The sequence below is a fragment of the Aliiroseovarius sp. D2-2 genome (assembly GCF_055809455.1).
In genome coordinates this window covers 1,264,518-1,282,636 of the sequence record NZ_CM147913.1, presented here as the reverse complement: position 1 = coordinate 1,282,636, position 18,119 = coordinate 1,264,518, and the positions used below count along the sequence as shown (strand labels likewise).

The window sequence follows — 18,119 nt, the reverse complement described above, 5'->3', positions numbered from 1 at the left end:
AATGCCGCCAACACCTAGGTGGGCGGCATTCCAGAACTCGGCGATGCGAAACGCTTAGGGCGTATCTTCCATCCGGGCTTCCAGCACGTCAAACGGCACTCCCGGTTCATCCTTGGCTCCGCGAATGACAAGCGACGTTTTCACCGACGCCACATTCTCGGCCGCAGTCAGTTCTTCCGTCAGGAAGCTTTGGAACGTCGACAGATCGGGGGCAACACATTTCAGGACGAAATCCACCTCGCCGTTCAGCATGTGACATTCGCGAACAAGGGGCCAATTCCGGCACTGTTCTTCAAAGGCGGACAGGTCAATCTCAGCCTGACTGACAAGACCCACCATCGCGAAAACCTGCACCTCAAAACCCAGCGCGCGCGCATCTACATCCGCGTGATATCCCCGGATCAAACCGTGCTCTTCCAGCGTACGCACACGGCGCAAACAAGGGGGCGCGGAGATACCGACGCGCTTTGCGAGTTCCACGTTGGTCATACGACCGTCGGCCTGAAGTTCGGCCAGAATCATACGGTCGATTGGATCAAGTTTACTTGCGGACATTGAGCTGCCTTTTGATGAGCATCCGGTGGCGCGCCACGTGGCGGCTTCCGATCGGAAATTGCGCAGAGATTACATCCACATGAAGGATTGCGCAACAATCTTTCACACTGGCGCAACATCATTTCTTGCCGGGCGCGTCCTGCGCGGTTGCAACATTGGCTTGCATCCGACCCGCAATGGCCTTTCATTACAGGCTCGGCACGCTTATATGCGACACGAAACAAGAATGCTCAAGGAAATATCCATGTCCGAGACTCGTCACACCAAAGTCCTGATCATCGGCTCCGGCCCAGCCGGTTACACTGCTGGCGTATACGCGTCGCGCGCCCTGTTGGACCCGATCCTTGTGCAGGGGATTGAACCGGGTGGCCAGTTGACCACCACAACCGAGGTTGAGAACTATCCCTCCTTCATCGACATCCAAGGTCCAGAGCTGATGATGAAGATGGAAGAGCACGCCCGCGCGATGGGCACCGAAGTGATCGGTGACATTATTGTTGACCTCGACATCTCAAAACGTCCCTTCATCGCAAAGGGCGACAGCGGCACGACCTACACCGCCGACGCCGTCATTCTGGCCACAGGCGCACGCGCCAAGTGGTTGGGGCTGGAGAGCGAAGAGAAGTTTAAGGGCTTCGGCGTGTCTGCCTGTGCAACCTGTGACGGGTTCTTCTATCGCGGCGACGAAATCGTCGTTGTGGGCGGCGGAAACACCGCTGTGGAAGAAGCACTGTTCCTGACCAAGTTCGCATCGAAAGTGACCTTGATCCACCGCCGCGACACGCTGCGCGCCGAGAAGATCCTGATCGAACGTTTGATGAAAAACGAAAAGATCGTTCCGCTATGGGATCACCAACTCGAAGAGGTTGTGGGCGACGATAACCCGCTTGGCGTCACTGGCGTTCGTGCCAAACATGTCGAAACCGGCGAAGTTACCGAAATCCCTGCAAAGGGCGTTTTCATCGCCATCGGCCACGCCCCAGCAAACGAGCTGGTGAAAGACACACTGGAAACCCATATGGGCGGCTACGTTGTCACCAAACCGGATTCGACTGCCACATCCGTGCCGGGCGTCTTTGCAGCGGGTGACCTGACGGACCATAAATATCGTCAGGCTGTCACCTCGGCCGGAATGGGCTGTATGGCCGCGCTGGAAGCCGAGCATTTCTTGGCCGAACAAGAGTGATCCCCTTCACAGGCAACGCGTATCGGTTGGTCTTCACAGATCAAGATGCGCTGTTGCCTGTACGCTCGCCTGAAGGACGGTTTCATCATTCAGGCCAGTTCGCGATTTATACCTCGTTGACGCCAGAAGGCTGCGGCGTCGCGATCAAACGATACTTAGGTGACGAAGAGGCTCCGCGGCACATCGTTCCGCTGTCGGTGTCATTGGACCATGTGGCCGATCTGCGCGGACAGTCAGAGGCATCGGTCGTGTGGCAAGATGAACGAGCGCTCGGACAAATCCCGTCTACGTGGGAGCTGTCGGATGCAGCGCGCAAAGCAGGAGCGCAGGGGGCGCTCTATTCCTCGCGCTCGCGCCCAGAGCTGACTCACCTCGTCGTTTTTACTGACCTTCCGCACGCCTTACAGCAATCGGGCACCCCCCTGCCCTTCCCCATGTAAACAGCGGAATTTCTTACGTTGCCAGCGGGCCACGTTCAAAATTTTCATGATTTCCCCGTAAAAAACACTTTGCGCTCGCAGAAATCCATGCGATGTGTTCACGCGTGAACACACTTTGAGTCGTCAGTTATGTCGTTGCCCGTAACAAAGCCCAATCCGGACGAGGAAGATCAACTCTTCCGCCTTCTGCGCCAACTCGATACGGCGCCGGAAGCTTCGCAACGCGCGATCGCTGCTGCGATTGGAACTTCGTTGGGTCGGCTGAATGCGCTTTTACGCACCGCAGCCGAGGCTGGCCTGATCACTATTAGTGAACGGGCCGGACCTGATAAACGCCAACGGTTTGCGTATTCGCTAACCGCACGAGGCGCTTCGGAAAAGATGCGGCTCACAGACATTTTTTTGACCCGCAAGCTTGCAGAATATGACGCATTGCACGCGGAACTAACCGGTACAACCAGCGGCCTGGTTCCGCTTAAACACAGGACCAATCTTATGGAAAACAATCTTGCTCCTATTCCCGAGCTTTATGTCAGCCACGAAAGCGCGCTGAAGCTGAAAGTCGAAGCGGCTGACCTGACCAGCCACGATCTGACCCCGCGCCAGATCTGCGATCTTGAGCTGCTGATGAACGGTGGCTTCAACCCGCTGAAAGGCTTCCTGTCCGAGGAAGACTATAACGGTGTTGTTGAAAACATGCGCATGGCCGACGGGTCACTTTGGCCGATGCCAATCACGCTGGACGTGTCCGAGGATTTCGCCCAGTCGATCGAACTGGGACAAGACATTGCCCTGCGCGATCAGGAAGGCGTGATCCTTGCGACCATGACCGTCACAGACCGCTGGGAACCTAACAAAGCCAATGAGGCCGAGAAGGTCTTTGGCGCGGACGACGATGCCCATCCGGCTGTGAACTATCTGCACAACGAAGCTGGCAAGATCTATCTGGGTGGCCCAGTTGTCGGCATTCAGCAGCCCGTTCACTATGACTTCCGCGGCAGCCGCGACACTCCGAACGAATTGCGCGCCTATTTTCGCAAGCTGGGCTGGCGCAAAATTGTTGCGTTCCAAACCCGCAACCCACTGCACCGCGCGCACCAGGAACTGACCTTCCGCGCCGCGAAAGAAGCGCAGGCCAACCTGCTAATCCATCCGGTTGTTGGTATGACCAAGCCGGGCGACGTGGACCACTTCACCCGCGTGCGCTGCTACGAGGCTGTTCTGGACAAATACCCAGCATCGACCACAAACATGAGCCTTCTGAACCTTGCCATGCGTATGGCTGGCCCACGTGAGGCTGTGTGGCACGGTCTGATCCGCGCCAACCACGGTTGCACCCACTTCATCGTGGGTCGCGACCACGCTGGTCCCGGAAAGAACTCGGCCGGTGATGACTTCTACGGCCCCTATGACGCGCAAGAACTGTACCGCGCCAACCAATCGGAAATCGGCTGCGAGATGGTCGACTTCAAACACATGGTTTGGGTTCAGGAACGCGCACAATATGAAGCAATCGACGAAATTCAGGACAAAGATGACATCACCATCCTGAACATCTCGGGCACCGAGCTGCGCCGCCGCCTGTCCGAAGGGCTTGAGATCCCCGAGTGGTTCTCTTTCCCCGAAGTGGTCAAAGAACTGCGCCGCACCAAGCCGCCGCGTGCCAAGCAAGGTTTCACCGTGTTCTTCACGGGCTTCTCGGGTTCGGGCAAGTCGACCATCGCCAACGCGCTGATGGTGAAGCTAATGGAACAGGGTGGTCGCCCTGTGACGCTGCTGGACGGCGATATCGTTCGTAAGAACCTGTCGAGCGAGCTTGGCTTCTCGAAAGAGCACCGCGACCTGAACATCCGCCGCATCGGTTATGTCGCGTCGGAAATCACCAAGAACGGCGGCATCGCCATCTGTGCGCCCATCGCGCCCTATGCGACCACCCGTCGTGCCGTGCGTGAAGACATCGAAGCCTTCGGTGCCTTCGTTGAAGTACACGTCGCGACCTCGATCGAGGAATGTGAACGCCGTGACCGCAAAGGCCTTTATAAGCTGGCCCGCGAAGGCAAAATCAAAGAGTTCACCGGCATCTCGGATTCCTATGACGTACCGGCAAGCCCTGAACTGTCGGTTGAGACTGAGAACGTGGACGTCGACAACTGCGCCCACCAGGTTCTGTTGAAGCTGGAAAGCATGGGTCTGGTGAAAGCCTGATCTCTTAGACACCTAAGAAAAAGCCCGGCCATTGCGCCGGGCTTTTTCGTTGGGCAGGCCTCAGCTGGTCAACCCATCCGGCATCGGATTCCAGTCGAAATAGGCTTTCACGATCCCATGATCGGACGCGCCCAGCTCCTCTTCAAAGTTTTCACGGTTTAGATGGTCGTTGATCACTTCCATCTCGCGGAAGGACCACAGCCGTTTGCGGGAATGGTCATAGAACTCCTCGCTGACCAGAATATGGTCAAGGCTTTCGCGTTTATGTTTGTAAACATGCGTGTAATAGACATGCCGCATCGACCGGTATTGTTGCAGCCGTTCGACGGAATAAAGCCCCTTATCCGCCGACAACCCCGCCCTGCTTTTCTGGATCACGCGATAGGTTGGTTGATCAGATATCAGCTCGTTCGTCACAGACATCGTATCATCGTTCAGATCCCCCATCACAATGGTGGGCGAGATATCGTGATCTTCTTCTGACTTCATCCAACTGTCCAAAAGCACCCGAAGCGCGCCCGCCTCCATCACCCGCCGGATATGGGCCAGCGTGGATTTCGCATGTTTGGCGTGGTGTTGCAGGATGATCGGTTGCGGCTGGGCAAAAGACACGCGGGCCGGTCCCTTGGATTTCAGATGTGCCACAACGACGGTCACTTCCGGCGGGGTCGGACCGTCCCCTTCCGGCTGGATCTTGGCAATCAACAGGGGGCGCGAGAATTTGTTGATAGTGATGGTGATTTCTTCCTCGGCGCCTGCGGTTTCGCGCACCTTGTCGAACCGAAACTGCGGTGGGAAATCGGCGTGCCAACCGCCTTGGACCAGCTGAGATACCTCGATGCCGGTCTTTGCGTACTGCCAACGCGACCTGAGGCCGCCCCCGGCCCGGCGCATCACGTGCCACAAGGTCATAGTCATTGGTCAATCCTGCCTCGGCAAAACATTCCCGCAAGGCCAGAACGGACCAAAGCTCTTGAAAGGCGATGATCTCAGCGTCGACTTCTTTCAGACGCGCCGCGGTCCACTTGATTTTGCGCTGATAATAGGCCCGCCCTTCATCATCGTCTTCTATATGGGGACGGTTGGAATAGGTGATCCTGCCGGGGACCTGCAGATTGAAAAGATTGATCGTCGCAAAACTTAAATCGCGCATATTTGCACGGGCCATGACAAATTCCTCCTGAAAACAACTTCAGCAAGAATAGCACGATTCTTCACGTCACCGGTGAAAACCCGGTAAGCCCTTATTCTTGGGGCTTATTGCTTGTTGATTGTAATTGTCTGAACCACAGTTTCAGGCTCTGCGCGTTCTAGGTCGATATGCAAAAGACCGTTTTCGGTTTTCGCACCAGACACCTCAACCCCGTCAGCCAGCACAAAGCTTTTCATAAACTGACGTGCTGCGATGCCACGGTGAAGGAATACGCGCCCTTCGACGTTTTCGCTTTGCGCACCACGGATCACCAGTTTGGCGTTCTCAACGGTGATCGACAGATCTTCATCCGCGAACCCGGCCACGGCAAGCGTGATCCGGTAAGCGTGATCTGACACCTGTTCGATGTTGAAAGGCGGATAGCCATCTTTGCCAGATTTCGCGGCCTGTTCGACCATGCGTTCCAGCTGCTCAAACCCCAGTAAAAAGGGGTGCGTTCCCAAGCTCATCTTCGTCATAGACACGTCCTTGAATAAGCGACACGTTTGAATGGCCCCATAAAAGGCAACCACCCCCAGAATATGGGAGCCGAACCAGTCAGTTGCAAGGCGGCTTTTACTTGGCGATCACGACAGTCTGGCGTTATGCTTGGGCGACCACGCAACGAGAACGACTCGAAAATGAGCAATGCCAAGGAAATGAAGACCGACGATGTGCTCCGTGTAGAGCTTGAGGTCTTCCGTGCCGAACATCGCGATCTAGACGAAGCCATCCACGCCCTTGAAGAAAGCGGCCGTGCGGATCAGCTGCGCCTGCGACGCCTGAAAAAGCAAAAACTGTCGCTAAAAGACAAAATTACGCGGATCGAAGATCAATTAACCCCCGATATCATTGCCTGATTGCAACGCAGCATTGCATCAGGGGGCGTGTAACCTGTAAGGAAGCGCCAACTGACGCAAAGGATGCGAGGGAAGCATGACGGATGTGAAAGTCGGGATCATTATGGGCAGCCAATCGGATTGGCCCACGATGAAGGAAGCCGCCACCATTCTGGACGAACTGGGCATCGCCTATGAAGCCAAGATTGTGTCCGCACACCGCACACCAGATCGTTTGTGGGATTACGGCAAAACAGCCGCAGATCGTGGCCTGCATGTGATCATCGCAGGTGCCGGCGGAGCCGCACATTTGCCGGGCATGATGGCATCTAAGACCCGCGTGCCTGTTGTCGGTGTGCCAGTGCAGACCCGTGCCTTATCTGGCGTCGACAGCCTTTACTCCATCGTACAGATGCCTAAAGGCTTTCCGGTTGCAACGATGGCCATCGGTGCTGCCGGTGCTGCCAATGCGGGCCTGATGGCCGCTGGCATTCTGGCTGTTTCAGATGCCGCCCTAGCCGAACGGCTGGACGCTTGGCGCGATGCGCTTTCCGCCTCGATCCCGGATGAGCCTTCTGATGACTGATATGCTTTCAACCGGCGCGACCATTGGTATTCTGGGTGGCGGGCAGCTGGGCCGTATGCTGTCTGTTGCGGCCTCTCGGCTTGGTTTCAAAACACATATTTTCGAACCCGGCGCGAACCCACCCGCAGGTCAGGTTGCAGATCGTGTGACCACTGCAGGCTATGACGATGTCGCAGCACTTCAGGCCTTCGCAGCCTCGGTTGATGTCATCACCTATGAGTTCGAGAATATCCCGACCGAAGCGCTGGATGTTTTGGAAGCACATAAGCCAATCCGCCCCGGTCGCGAGGCATTACGTGTCAGTCAGGACCGTTTGACCGAAAAGGACTTCCTGTCAGGTCTCGGCCTGAAGGTAGCCCCATACGCCAATATCGAATGCCCTGACGATCTGACGCAAGCGCTGGACACAATCGGCGCGCCTTCGATCCTTAAGACCCGCCGCTTTGGGTATGACGGCAAAGGTCAGGCGCGGATCATGACGTCCGCTGACGCGGAAACGGCCTTGGCCGATATGCAGGGTGCCCCTTCTGTGTTGGAGGGGTTCATTGACTTTTCTCATGAGGTCAGCGTGATCGCAGCGCGTGGTATTGGCGGCGACGTGGCCTGTTTTGATCCCGGTCAAAACGTTCATAAAGACGGCATTCTGGACACCACCACCGTGCCTGCCAACCTTACCGCATCGCAACGCATGGACGCCGTTCTTCTGGCAGCTAACATCCTGAATGCACTGGACTACGTCGGCGTCATGGGGGTCGAGCTTTTCGTCACGCCGCAAGGATTGATCGTGAACGAGATCGCCCCGCGCGTGCACAATTCTGGCCACTGGACGCAGCAAGGTTGCACCATTGATCAGTTTGAACAGCATATCCGCGCCGTGGCCGGATGGCCGCTGGGTGACGGGTCACGGTTCGCTGATGTGGTGATGGAGAACTTGATCGGCGACGACATGGATCGCATTTCCGAGATCGCCCGCGAAGGAAATGCATCTTTGCACCTTTACGGAAAGGCCGAAACGAAACCCGGTCGCAAGATGGGCCATGTGAACCGCATCGCGGCCCGCCAATCTTGAAGATATCGAACTTTTGATTGGCAGCGGCGTTACCTAATCTGCCATGGCGATTCCGCTTTTCCACAGGTTCAAGCTCTGGCTGAACCGGGATTTATGATCGCGCTGGTTTGTTGAACCCTGCGTGTAGGTGTTGATCAGGATCGGGCGGTTCTGCGGAACGGTCGCAGGAATGCGCCAAGCAGCAGTGATACGATCAACCATCCCCCAATAAAGCCAATCCCGGCACAAAGCAGCCCGTCTGCAGTGACGGGCACGGCGGGGCGGTATTCGTCCCACGTCCTTTGGACCAAATCCGTATCCCGGAAATGCCAAAGCTTGGTTAGGCGCATCAATGGTTCGGTTCCTTTGAGGGCGGTATAGGACCCGTCCAGCCGTTCGTAGCGGCCGAAACTGTCTTGCATCTGATTGCGCAGATCATTCTGAAACTCTGAACCACCCATTTTGTCCAGAGCTTCTTCACGTGTGAAACCAGCAGCCTTCGCTGTCAGATCGAACCCTGCGGTGATCACTTTAAGCTCGGTACGCGCACCGGACAGGCGTTGCATGTATTGCTGCGTAAACTCGGGAAACTGGCTCATCGCCACTGCGCCCGCCAGACCGCCGATCATTGCCAGTGTTTTAATCATTTACCTCACCGCTCTTACATTATTTTGTCACGAGAATCCCAAAGCACCGTGCTCAGGTCAAGGGGAGCGGACGGATTACGTCCCCGCAAAACGAAAAACGGCGCACATAACTGCGCGCCGTTCTAAGGAAACTAATGTGGATCAGATGCCGCGAACGTGGTGCGACTCGTAAATCTCGATGACTTTGGCGATTGCTGCCTCGGGCGACAGCTCTTCGCTTTCACCTGTACGACGGCAGGTCAGCTCTACAACACCGTTTTTGAGGCCGCGCGGGCCAACGGTGATCCGCCAAGGCAGGCCGATCAGATCCATGGTGGCGAACTTCCCGCCGGCACGTTCCTTACGGTCATCATATAGCGGCTCAAGCCCGGCCTTAGTGATAGCTTTGTAAAGTGCGTCACAGGCAGCGTCAGCCTCGTCATCACCCTGCTTCAGGTTCACAATGCCAACATGGAATGGGGTAACGCCTTCGGGCCAGATAATGCCCTTATCGTCGTGGCTGGCTTCGATAATGGCGCCCAGAAGACGGCTAACACCAATGCCGTGCGATCCCATGTGAACCGGAACGTGGTTCTGATCCTTGTCCACAACTTTCGCGCCCATGCTTTCGGAATACTTGGTGCCGAAATAGAAGATCTGGCCAACCTCAATGCCGCGGGCCACGCGGCGGCGCTCTTCCGGCACTTCGTTGAACTTGGCTTCGTCATGGGTTTCATCGGTGCGGGCGTATTTCGAGGTGAACTCCTCCATCACACCCTGACATTGCGCCACGTCATCATAGTCGATGTCACGATCGCCAAAGGTCAGATCGGTCACCGCGCTGTCATAGAAGACTTCGCTTTCACCAGTTTCTGCCAGCACGAGGAATTCATGGGTGTCGTCGCCGCCAATCGGACCACTGTCCGCACGCATCGGGATCGCTTGCAGGCCCATACGCTCATAGGTGCGCAGATAGCTTACCAGATGGCGGTTATAGGCGTGCAGGGCATCTTCCTTGGTCAGGTCGAAGTTGTAGCCATCTTTCATGTAGAATTCGCGGCCCCGCATCACGCCAAAACGCGGACGAATTTCATCGCGGAACTTCCACTGAATTTGATACAGCGTCAGCGGCAGGTCTTTGTAGCTGTTTACGTGGCTGCGGAAAACGTCGGTGATGACCTCTTCGTTTGTGGGGCCATAAAGCATGTCACGTCCATGGCGGTCTTCGATGCGCAGCATTTCTTCGCCATAGTCTTCGTATCGACCGCTCTCGCGCCACAAATCAGCAGGTTGGATCGTCGCCATCTGCATGGGAACATGCCCGGCACGAATTTGTTCTTCGTGAACAATGTTTTCGATCTTGCGCAGGACTTTAAAGCCCAATGGCAACCAAGTGTATATTCCAGCCGCTTGCTGTTTGATCATACCGGCACGCAGCATGTAGCGGTGGCTGACAATTTGGGCATCAGCCGGGGTTTCTTTCAGCACGGGCAGGAAATAGCGGGACAGGCGCATGTCGACCTCAGTTCGTTTATGTATCCCAAGCGGTCTAAGCCATCGTGCGGGTCGGGGCAATCGCCCAATGCCACATGTTCGAATACGACCGCACATCGTCGCAAACCTGCTTGGCAATCCCCGCGACGCCTTGCACTCTTCATCACCAAAGGAGTGCTATATGACCAACGCCATTATGGAGCCCGCCCGCATGACCCCCGTCATCCACTGCACTGATGTGTTGGTGGTCGGTTCGGGGCCAGGTGGTTTGGCAGCGGCACTTGCTGCCGCACGCGCTGGCGTCGAGGTTACATTGCTGGATCGGTTTGGTTGTTTTGGTGGCAACATTACGACCGTTGGGGTCGAAGGTTTCGCCTGGTATCGCCATGAAGATACCGTGGAAGCTGGCGGGATCGGACGCGAGTTTGAAGATCGTGCAAAGGCAATGGGCGCTGCCGTCCCTGAAAGCCAATCGCTGAGCTACGAGCTGGACAGCGAAGGGTTCAAACTGGTTGCTGATCGGTTGGTGGAAGAAGCCAGCATCCACCCGATGCTGCACCGCACTTTTGTGGCGCCCATTACCGAAGGCAACGCCATCATTGGTGTGATCGTCGAAAGCAAAGCAGGACGCGAGGCGATCCTAGCCAAACGCGTAGTCGACGCGACAGGTGATGCGGACATTGCCCAGTTGATGGACGCACCCTGCGTCAAAACCCCAGTGGAGGAGATGCAGGCGGCATCCGTCATGTTCCACATCGCTGGCGTGGACAAGCAACGTTTCATGGAAGGCATACGCGCGGACCCTCAGACCTATGCGGACTGGTCTTCGGGTGAATGGCAGGTGGAAACGGACGGCAAGGAGGACACCATGTACTCACCCTTCCTTGGCAAACCGTTCGAGGCTGCGATCCGCGATGGTCTGATCCCGCCCCACTTGAATACGATCGGCGGCACTTGGGGCGCGGTGCATGATAGCGGCGAGATGACCTATATGAACCTCGTTCATCTGGCCGGCATCGACGGCACCGACCCCGACAGCATGACGAAAGGCGAGATTGAGGGACGCAAGCAAGCCATGCTCGCTATTGATGCGTTGCGTGCCTATACGCCGGGCTGCGAAGGGGCGCGGCTTCGCAATTTCGGCATGACCATCGGCATTCGTGACACGCGCAAAATTGATGCCCAGTACAATATGACAGAAGCCGATGTGCGCGCGCAGGGACGGTTCGAGGACACAATCGGCATTTATCCTGAGTTCATCGATGGCTATGGCGTGCTGATCTTGCCGACGACAGGTCGATATATGCAGGTGCCATATCGCGCGATGTTGCCAAAAGGGGTCGAAGGGCTGTTGGTCTCCGGGCGCGCAATTGGCGGTGACAAGATTGCTCACGCCGCCACACGCAACATGGCGTGCTGTGCTGTTGCCGGACAAGGCGCGGGCATCGCTGCTGCGTTGTCGGTCAAACACCGCGTGGAACTGGGAAATGTCAGCTTGGTGGCCGTTCAGACAGAGCTAAAACGACAAGGTGTTCGCATTGACTAGGCCCATACCCCTAGATCGAACCCCCTATACTGACCGTCACTTTGGTTTCGGTATGCGGCGTTACGGTGCCATCTTCGTATTTCACCCCGAACCCAGATTCGCCTGACACGCTAACACCAGGCTCTCTCGGTTCGTATTGATGCCCTTCACAAGCGGAAAGTACCAGCGACATGGCAATTACGGCAAAAGCAGTCTTTTTCATCAGTCGTCCTTTCAGGAACATCAACCTAGGTTGACCGCAATTAGGGGCATAAGTGCAAGCAAGAAAACGCAGTAAGAGCTATAACCTGCCGAAGGTCGTTCACACCTGAGGTCGCCCAGCCCTTGAAATACCCTTTAGCTTAGGCGACATAGAAGAAAGTTCATTTGTCGGAGCCACCATGCCGCTTCCCGTTCAGACACAGGCCAAATACTGGTCGATCGCCATTGCAATTCTGGCCCTTGCCCTGTGGTTTTTGGGTGATGTGATCATGCCCTTCATTTTGGGAGGGGCGGTTGCATACTTCCTTGACCCGGTGGCCGACCGCCTTGAAAAGGCAGGATTTTCACGAGTGACGGCAACGGTCGTCATCTCGTTACTGGCTGTTCTTGTGGTGATCTTGGGCTTCCTTTTGGTTGTTCCTACTTTAGTGTCTCAAGCCATTGCATTGGCCAATGCCGCACCGGATTTGCTGCGCGAATTGCAGGCATTCCTGACAGAGCGCTTCCCCTCTTTGATGGACGAAAGCTCTACCCTACGGCAGTCATTGGAAAGTCTTGGGCAAAAAATTCAAGAGCGTGGCGGCGAACTTGTTGGCACGCTTCTCAGCTCGGCCATGAGCGTCATCAACATAGTGATCCTTCTGGTGGTCACGCCGGTAGTAGCCTTCTATATGCTGCTCGATTGGGACCGCATGGTTGAGAAGGTCGACGGCTTATTGCCCCTGGATCATCGCCCCGCGATCCGCCAAATCGCCAGCGATATCAACCGCACATTGGCCAGCTTCATTCGCGGGCAAGGCTCTGTTTGTATTGTCCTTGGCACCTACTACGCCGTTGCCCTGATGTTGGTCGGATTGCAGTTTGGCCTGGTTGTTGGCTTCATTGCAGGGCTGATCACTTTCATTCCCTACGTCGGAGCCCTTGTAGGAGGTGCGCTCGCCATCGGACTGGGCTTGTTCCAGTTCTGGGGCGAATGGTGGAGCCTTGGTGCTGTGGCCGCGATTTTCATGCTGGGGCAGTTTCTTGAAGGGAACATACTTACACCAAAACTGGTGGGCAAATCGGTGGGGCTGCATCCTGTCTGGCTATTGTTTGCGTTGTCCGTCTTTGGATCTTTGTTCGGCTTTGTTGGGATGCTGGTTGCCGTACCGGTCGCCGCCGTCATCGGGGTGGTCACGCGCTTCTTCATCGCACGCTATCAGGCGGGGCGGCTCTATCAGGGTATTACCGGGCAACAATCCGTGCTGGACGAGGACATCGCGGACTAATGGCCCAACAGCTGACCTTTGACCTGCCCGCGCATCCGGCGCAGGGGTTGGACGACTTTCTTGTGACCTCGTCAAATGCGAACGCTATGGCTACGATTGAAACTTGGGAAAACTGGCCCAATCGTAAGCTGGTTCTTGCGGGTGACACTGGCACCGGGAAAACCCATCTAACCCATGTGTGGGCAGGCATGTCTGGCGCGCGCATCCTAGCCGCAAGCGCCCTGCCACAAACCAAGATCGAAGATCTGGCGGGCCTTTCCATTGCCGTGGAAGATGCTGATCTGATTGCGGGTGATGCGGACGCGGAAAACGCCCTGTTCCACCTGCACAATCTGGTTCTCGCCGAAGGTGGCTCGCTGCTGATCACGGCCCGCACCGCTCCGTCGCGCTGGGGACTGTCCCTGCCTGATCTGAAAAGTCGAATGGAGGGAACGACGCTTGCAAGGCTTGATCCCCCCGACGACATGCTTTTGTCAGCCGTGCTGGTCAAACTATTTCACGATCGACAGATTACGGTACCCGCCAATCTGATCGACTATCTTCTGCCCCGAATGGAACGTTCGTTGGCAGAAGCCGCAGAATTGGTTTCAATCTTGGATCAAGCCGCCCTTTCCCAGGGCCGCGCAGTGACACGCACATTGGCCGCACGTGTTCTGGACAAATCCCCTGAAAACAGGGCATAACGTCACCTTCCCGTCACACTTTCCCACGATAGAGTGCCGTCATGAATACGTCCAATACACCAGAAATACCTCTTGTTGATTTCCTCTCTGCTGATTTCCCGGCCGCCATAACGCTGCCCGAGGAAGAATTTGCAGGCCCAAAGCGCTTCTTTAACAGAGAGCTAAGCTGGCTGGGGTTCAACTGGCGTGTGCTGGAAGAAGCTGAAAACAAACGAGTGCCCTTGCTTGAGCGCCTGCGTTTTCTGTCAATTTCGGCCACCAATCTGGACGAGTTCTACACCGTGCGTGTGGCAGGCTTGCGCGAACTTGTGCGCGAAGGTGTGTCCACGCCTGCCGCAGATGGGATTAGCCCAGCCGCGCAGTTGAAGTTGATTGACGCAGACGCCCGTGCGCTGATGGCGCGCCAACAAACCGTGTTTGATACCCTGTCGCGCGAAATGCGCGAGACCGGGATCATCATTGCCCGCCGTGAAGACCTGAACGATGCGGACCGCGCCCATCTGGATCAGGTGTTTCTGTCGCAGGTGTTCCCGGTCCTGTCCCCGCTTGCCATCGACCCGGCCCACCCCTTCCCGTTCATTCCAAACACCGGCTTTTCGCTGGCGCTTCAGTTGGAACGCGCGAAAGACAAGCAGAAGCTGAAAGCTTTGCTGCCGATCCCGCAACAGATCGACCGCTTTGTTGCCCTGCCCGCCGAAGACGGCCAGGTCCGGTTCCTGCCGCTGGAAGACCTGCTGCTAGAACATCTTGGCTCGCTATTCCCCGGTTACGTGGAAAAAGGGCATTGCGCGTTCCGTATTCTGCGTGACAGCGATCTCGAGGTCGAAGATGAAGCCGAAGATCTGGTGCGCGAGTTTGAAACCGCGCTGAAACGCCGCCGCAGGGGTGGCGTCGTGCGCCTTAAGATCACATCCGGCGCCCCATCCGCATTGCTATCCATGATCAAACGCGAGCTGCGCATTTCGGACCACGAGATCGTTGAAGCAGACGGTATGATCGGCATGGCAGATTTGGGCGAACTGGTTCTGAAAGACCGCCCTGATCTTCTTTGGCCCAGTTTCACCCCACGCGTGCCCGAACGTGTGCAAGACCATGAAGGCGACATGTTTGCGGCAATCCGTCAAAAGGACATGTTGCTGCATCACCCGTACGAAACCTTCGACATGGTGGTGCGTTTTCTGCATCAGGCCGCCCGTGATCCGAATGTGGTGGCGATCAAACAAACGCTTTATCGCACCTCACATGACAGCCCAATCGTGAAGGCGCTGTGTGAAGCCGCCGAAGACGGCAAATCCGTCACTGCATTGGTTGAACTGAAAGCCCGCTTTGATGAAGCCGCGAATATTCGCCAATCCCGTCGGTTAGAGCGCGCGGGTGCACATGTCACCTATGGCTTCATCAACTACAAAACACACGCCAAAATCTCGACCGTCGTACGTCGCGAAGGGGACGAGCTGGTCACCTATACGCACTACGGCACCGGCAACTATCACCCGATCACGGCGCGCATTTATACCGATCTCAGTCTGTTTACCTGCGACACCGCGCTAGGGCGTGATGCGACCCGCGTTTTCAACTACCTGTCGGGCTATGCCGAACCGCAAAGCCTTGAGAATCTTGCCATCTCACCTCTCGACCTCAAATCCACCTTGATCAAGCGGATCGAGATGGAGGCCGAGTTCGCAAAGGCTGGGAAGCCCGCGCAGATCTGGGCAAAGATGAATTCTCTGGTCGAACCGGATGTCATCGACGCGCTTTACGAAGCGTCGCAAGCCGGCGTGAAAATCAGCCTTGTGGTGCGTGGAATTTGCGGCTTGCGCCCCGGCATCAAGGGTCTGTCCGAAAACATCCGCGTTAAATCCATCGTGGGACGGTTCCTTGAACACTCTCGCATTGTCTGCTTTGGGAATGGCCATGGCCTTCCGTCGAAAAAGGCGCGTGTCTACATTTCGTCTGCGGACTGGATGGGACGCAACTTGAACCGCCGCGTCGAAACACTGGTCGAAATCAAGAATGCCACGGTGAAAGCACAGATCGTCAGTCAGATTATGGCCGCCAACCTTGCAGATGTTGCCCAAAGCTGGGTGATGGGTGCGGATGGCAAATTCGCCCGTGCAGACCTTGAACGCATCGAACGTCCCTTCAACTGCCACAGGTTTTTCATGGAGAACCCGTCGCTGTCGGGGCGCGGCTCTGCCGGGGCATCTGACGTACCTGAACTAACACATTCACAAGATTGAGTAATGTCAGGTGCACCGCTAGACTACCTTCAGTGATTCAGGGGGATTCTATGGACGGACGTGGTGACACCGGGGACGACTGGGGCCCGTTTGGACGACCGCTTTTTGATGATCCTTCCGCGCGTGCCCTTAGCCGCGTTGGTGTTGTCGATGTCGGCTCGAACTCGGTCAGGCTGGTTGTGTTTGATGGTGCTGCGCGATCACCCGCATACTTTTTTAACGAAAAAATCCTATGTGGTTTGGGTCGTGGTTTATCAGAAACCGGGCGCCTTCACCCAGAAGGCCGGGCACGCGCCCTATCAGCCATCAAACGTTTTCAACGGCTCGCCGAAGGAATGGACCTTGGCCCCCTATCAGCCGTCGCAACCGCGGCTGTACGCGACGCAGATGATGGCCCCGAATTCCGCCAAGAAGTACTGAAAGAAACCGGGCTTGAGCTGTACGTCATCGATGGCGAAGAAGAAGCCCGCCTGTCAGCGCAAGGTGTGCTGCTTGGCTGGCCAGAAGCCCAAGGGCTTATGTGCGACATTGGCGGGTCGTCCCTTGAGCTTGCTCATATTAGCAAGGGTGAGGTTGGCAAACGCGTTACCTCTACGCTTGGTCCGCTGAAACTGGCCGCTGTTCCCGGCGGAAAGAAGGGGCTGAAAGCCGAAATTGCCCGCGTCGTTGATCAGCTCGCTGACCAAATGGGGACAGATCACAAACGCCTGTACCTTGTGGGCGGGTCTTGGCGCGCCATCGCACGGCTTGATATGGAGCGGCGGGGCTACCCCCTGACCGTTCTTCACGAATATCGCATGTCGCCAAAATCGCTTTCCAAGACCCTGAAATGGATTGAAGAGGTTGATTTGGATGAAATTCGCCAACACACGGGCACCTCTGCCGCGCGTATGGCGCTGGTGCCGATTGCAGCGCAGGTTCTGAAACGCCTGATGCGCGTGTTCCGTCCGAAAGAGATTGCCGTAAGCTCCTACGGTATCCGCGAAGGGCTGCTGTATGAACAGATGCCGGACAGGTTGCGCAAGCGCGATCCGTTGATCGAAGCCTGCTATCACGCGGAAAACAAAGACGCGCGCAATCCCGGCTTTGGTAAGGCGTTGTTTCGCTTTTTGACTCCGCTCTATAAATCCGTGAAATACGAGGATCAGCGTATCATTCGCGCCGCCTGCTTGCTGCATGATGTCAGCTGGCGCGCGCACCCAGATTACCGGCATGAGGTTTGTTTCGACAACGCCACACGCGCCAATCTGGGCGGTTTGACGCATGAACAACGTGTGTTCCTTGGGTTGGCACTGCTGCACCGCTACAAAAACAGCCGCGAAGGATCGCGGTTCGAGCCCCTGTTCGACATCTTACCGGAAAAAATGCAGGCCCGCGCCGAGGTCTTAGGCAAAGCAATGCGGTTTGGGGCCATGTTCTCGGTCGTGGATCCGACCCAAATGGGAGAGCTGCGCTGGTTCCCGAAAAAACGAGAATTGGTGCTTATCCTTAAAAAAGAGGCTGACGGACTGTTTGGAGAGGTGGCCGAAGCCCGGTTCCAGACATTGGCCGACGCCCTTGAGGCCACACCGATTGTGAAGAAGAAGCGCAAATCTGACTAAAGCGTTTCGCGAAACTACCAAGCATTCATTAAGGCGAAGCTTCCGCGCTGGTGTCTAAATATCCGTCTCACCCGGCTCTGGCCGATCAAGCGGTTCTCGACGGCGGATGATAATATCCCCGTTGGGCAGGACTTCTGGCGGATGATATACCTGCATGTCGCCAAATTTCTCGACCATTTTGGCCCATCCTTCGGACCACTCTTCCGCCATTGGTTCAATCTCGTTTGCCAATCCCTCAAGCAAAAGCTGGAACCCACGGTTCAAAAGCTCAGCCCCCTCAGACAATTCAGGGTTCTCGGGGGGCGTCGTGTCTTGTGCCGCAATGCCATGACTTAGGCCAACAGCAACAAGCGCTGCCAAAACGGGTGTTTTTGCAATCTGTTTCATACCTTGAATGTAGGCAGTCTTT

18 protein-coding genes are annotated in these 18,119 nt (G+C 56.2%); 11 read left to right on the top strand and 7 right to left on the bottom strand.

Going from position 1 to position 18,119, the window contains the following annotated elements; genetic code table 11:
- Positions 1 to 54: 54 nt before the first annotated feature.
- Positions 55 to 555 (bottom strand): Lrp/AsnC family transcriptional regulator, encoded by a 501-nt coding sequence (locus tag AC0L6A_RS06385; protein ID WP_473292943.1) that lies wholly within the window; start codon positions 553 to 555, stop codon positions 55 to 57.
- 244 nt (positions 556 to 799) lie between these two features.
- On the opposite strand from AC0L6A_RS06385, the gene trxB reads away from it, so the two are divergent.
- The 3 genes from trxB to AC0L6A_RS06370 all read left to right on the top strand — a co-directional run bounded on the left by trxB (position 800) and on the right by AC0L6A_RS06370 (position 4,386).
- Entirely contained in the window at positions 800 to 1,741 is a 942-nt protein-coding gene (trxB, locus tag AC0L6A_RS06380; protein WP_473292942.1) for a thioredoxin-disulfide reductase, read from the top strand.
- Entirely contained in the window at positions 1,738 to 2,181 is a 444-nt protein-coding gene (locus AC0L6A_RS06375; RefSeq protein ID WP_473292941.1) for an RES family NAD+ phosphorylase, read from the top strand. The genes trxB and AC0L6A_RS06375 overlap by 4 nt, the downstream gene beginning before the upstream one ends.
- A gap of 129 nt (positions 2,182 to 2,310) precedes the next feature.
- Positions 2,311 to 4,386 carry a bifunctional sulfate adenylyltransferase/adenylylsulfate kinase gene (locus AC0L6A_RS06370; protein WP_473292939.1) on the top strand — a complete coding sequence of 692 codons (2,076 nt, stop codon included), beginning with the start codon at positions 2,311 to 2,313 and terminating at the stop codon, positions 4,384 to 4,386.
- A 60-nt stretch (positions 4,387 to 4,446) separates the two neighbouring features.
- Here AC0L6A_RS06370 and AC0L6A_RS06365 read toward each other — a convergent pair whose 3' ends face one another.
- Complete coding sequence (locus AC0L6A_RS06365; RefSeq protein WP_473292938.1) at positions 4,447 to 5,304, bottom strand: endonuclease/exonuclease/phosphatase family protein; 858 nt, start codon at positions 5,302 to 5,304, stop codon at positions 4,447 to 4,449.
- A 339-nt stretch (positions 5,305 to 5,643) separates the two neighbouring features.
- Positions 5,644 to 6,057, bottom strand: a complete 414-nt coding sequence (locus AC0L6A_RS06360) for an Hsp20 family protein (RefSeq protein ID WP_473292936.1) — start codon at positions 6,055 to 6,057, stop codon at positions 5,644 to 5,646.
- A 162-nt stretch (positions 6,058 to 6,219) separates the two neighbouring features.
- On the opposite strand from AC0L6A_RS06360, the gene AC0L6A_RS06355 reads away from it, so the two are divergent.
- The 3 genes from AC0L6A_RS06355 (at position 6,220) to AC0L6A_RS06345 (ending at position 8,072) form a co-directional block, all read left to right on the top strand.
- On the top strand, positions 6,220 to 6,438 hold the full coding sequence (locus AC0L6A_RS06355) for a YdcH family protein (protein ID WP_473292935.1): 219 nt from the start codon (positions 6,220 to 6,222) through the stop codon (positions 6,436 to 6,438).
- A 76-nt stretch (positions 6,439 to 6,514) separates the two neighbouring features.
- The gene (purE, locus tag AC0L6A_RS06350; RefSeq protein ID WP_473292934.1) at positions 6,515 to 7,003 is read left to right on the top strand and encodes a 5-(carboxyamino)imidazole ribonucleotide mutase; all 489 of its coding nucleotides are present in this window, start codon (positions 6,515 to 6,517) and stop codon (positions 7,001 to 7,003) included.
- Positions 6,996 to 8,072, top strand: coding sequence for a 5-(carboxyamino)imidazole ribonucleotide synthase (locus tag AC0L6A_RS06345; protein ID WP_473292933.1), 1,077 nt, complete (start codon positions 6,996 to 6,998; stop codon positions 8,070 to 8,072). Before purE ends, AC0L6A_RS06345 begins: the two co-directional genes overlap by 8 nt.
- 134 nt (positions 8,073 to 8,206) lie before the next feature.
- Here the strand turns inward: AC0L6A_RS06345 and AC0L6A_RS06340 are convergent, their stop codons facing one another.
- Both AC0L6A_RS06340 and proS read right to left on the bottom strand, forming a co-directional pair.
- A complete protein-coding gene (locus AC0L6A_RS06340) occupies positions 8,207 to 8,698 on the bottom strand; it encodes a DUF2937 family protein (protein WP_473292932.1) in 492 nt (163 codons plus the stop codon).
- Positions 8,699 to 8,839: 141 nt separating this feature from the next.
- A complete protein-coding gene (gene proS, locus AC0L6A_RS06335) occupies positions 8,840 to 10,192 on the bottom strand; it encodes a proline--tRNA ligase (protein ID WP_473292930.1) in 1,353 nt (450 codons plus the stop codon).
- Between the two features lie 160 nt (positions 10,193 to 10,352).
- On the opposite strand from proS, the gene AC0L6A_RS06330 reads away from it, so the two are divergent.
- Positions 10,353 to 11,717 carry an FAD-dependent oxidoreductase gene (locus AC0L6A_RS06330; RefSeq protein WP_473292929.1) on the top strand — a complete coding sequence of 455 codons (1,365 nt, stop codon included), beginning with the start codon at positions 10,353 to 10,355 and terminating at the stop codon, positions 11,715 to 11,717.
- 10 nt (positions 11,718 to 11,727) lie between these two features.
- Here the strand turns inward: AC0L6A_RS06330 and AC0L6A_RS06325 are convergent, their stop codons facing one another.
- On the bottom strand, positions 11,728 to 11,919 hold the full coding sequence (locus tag AC0L6A_RS06325) for a hypothetical protein (protein WP_473292928.1): 192 nt from the start codon (positions 11,917 to 11,919) through the stop codon (positions 11,728 to 11,730).
- Positions 11,920 to 12,097: 178 nt separating this feature from the next.
- Here AC0L6A_RS06325 and AC0L6A_RS06320 point away from each other — a divergent pair, with 178 nt between their 5' ends.
- The 4 genes from AC0L6A_RS06320 to AC0L6A_RS06305 are packed head-to-tail and all read left to right on the top strand — an operon-like array spanning position 12,098 to position 17,710.
- A complete protein-coding gene (locus tag AC0L6A_RS06320; protein ID WP_473292927.1) occupies positions 12,098 to 13,186 on the top strand; it encodes an AI-2E family transporter in 1,089 nt (362 codons plus the stop codon).
- Positions 13,186 to 13,869 carry a P-loop NTPase family protein gene (locus AC0L6A_RS06315; protein WP_473292926.1) on the top strand — a complete coding sequence of 228 codons (684 nt, stop codon included), beginning with the start codon at positions 13,186 to 13,188 and terminating at the stop codon, positions 13,867 to 13,869. Before AC0L6A_RS06320 ends, AC0L6A_RS06315 begins: the two co-directional genes overlap by 1 nt.
- 41 nt (positions 13,870 to 13,910) lie before the next feature.
- On the top strand, positions 13,911 to 16,109 hold the full coding sequence (locus AC0L6A_RS06310; protein ID WP_473292924.1) for an RNA degradosome polyphosphate kinase: 2,199 nt from the start codon (positions 13,911 to 13,913) through the stop codon (positions 16,107 to 16,109).
- A gap of 50 nt (positions 16,110 to 16,159) precedes the next feature.
- Positions 16,160 to 17,710, top strand: coding sequence for a Ppx/GppA family phosphatase (locus tag AC0L6A_RS06305; protein ID WP_473292923.1), 1,551 nt, complete (start codon positions 16,160 to 16,162; stop codon positions 17,708 to 17,710).
- A gap of 54 nt (positions 17,711 to 17,764) precedes the next feature.
- On the opposite strand, the gene AC0L6A_RS06300 is transcribed toward AC0L6A_RS06305, so the two are convergent.
- Positions 17,765 to 18,097, bottom strand: coding sequence for a hypothetical protein (locus AC0L6A_RS06300; protein WP_473292922.1), 333 nt, complete (start codon positions 18,095 to 18,097; stop codon positions 17,765 to 17,767).
- Positions 18,098 to 18,119: the final 22 nt, after the last annotated feature.

Coding starts and splice junctions, on each gene's coding strand:
- AC0L6A_RS06385 (WP_473292943.1), bottom strand. CDS start 555: ATGTCCGCAAGTAAACTTGATCCAATCGACCGTATGATTCTGGCCGAA.
- trxB (WP_473292942.1), top strand. CDS start 800: ATGTCCGAGACTCGTCACACCAAAGTCCTGATCATCGGCTCCGGCCCA.
- AC0L6A_RS06370 (WP_473292939.1), top strand. CDS start 2,311: ATGTCGTTGCCCGTAACAAAGCCCAATCCGGACGAGGAAGATCAACTC.
- AC0L6A_RS06365 (WP_473292938.1), bottom strand. CDS start 5,304: ATGACTATGACCTTGTGGCACGTGATGCGCCGGGCCGGGGGCGGCCTC.
- AC0L6A_RS06360 (WP_473292936.1), bottom strand. CDS start 6,057: ATGACGAAGATGAGCTTGGGAACGCACCCCTTTTTACTGGGGTTTGAG.
- AC0L6A_RS06355 (WP_473292935.1), top strand. CDS start 6,220: ATGAGCAATGCCAAGGAAATGAAGACCGACGATGTGCTCCGTGTAGAG.
- purE (WP_473292934.1), top strand. CDS start 6,515: ATGACGGATGTGAAAGTCGGGATCATTATGGGCAGCCAATCGGATTGG.
- AC0L6A_RS06345 (WP_473292933.1), top strand. CDS start 6,996: ATGACTGATATGCTTTCAACCGGCGCGACCATTGGTATTCTGGGTGGC.
- AC0L6A_RS06340 (WP_473292932.1), bottom strand. CDS start 8,698: ATGATTAAAACACTGGCAATGATCGGCGGTCTGGCGGGCGCAGTGGCG.
- proS (WP_473292930.1), bottom strand. CDS start 10,192: ATGCGCCTGTCCCGCTATTTCCTGCCCGTGCTGAAAGAAACCCCGGCT.
- AC0L6A_RS06330 (WP_473292929.1), top strand. CDS start 10,353: ATGACCAACGCCATTATGGAGCCCGCCCGCATGACCCCCGTCATCCAC.
- AC0L6A_RS06325 (WP_473292928.1), bottom strand. CDS start 11,919: ATGAAAAAGACTGCTTTTGCCGTAATTGCCATGTCGCTGGTACTTTCC.
- AC0L6A_RS06320 (WP_473292927.1), top strand. CDS start 12,098: ATGCCGCTTCCCGTTCAGACACAGGCCAAATACTGGTCGATCGCCATT.
- AC0L6A_RS06315 (WP_473292926.1), top strand. CDS start 13,186: ATGGCCCAACAGCTGACCTTTGACCTGCCCGCGCATCCGGCGCAGGGG.
- AC0L6A_RS06310 (WP_473292924.1), top strand. CDS start 13,911: ATGAATACGTCCAATACACCAGAAATACCTCTTGTTGATTTCCTCTCT.
- AC0L6A_RS06305 (WP_473292923.1), top strand. CDS start 16,160: ATGGACGGACGTGGTGACACCGGGGACGACTGGGGCCCGTTTGGACGA.
- AC0L6A_RS06300 (WP_473292922.1), bottom strand. CDS start 18,097: ATGAAACAGATTGCAAAAACACCCGTTTTGGCAGCGCTTGTTGCTGTT.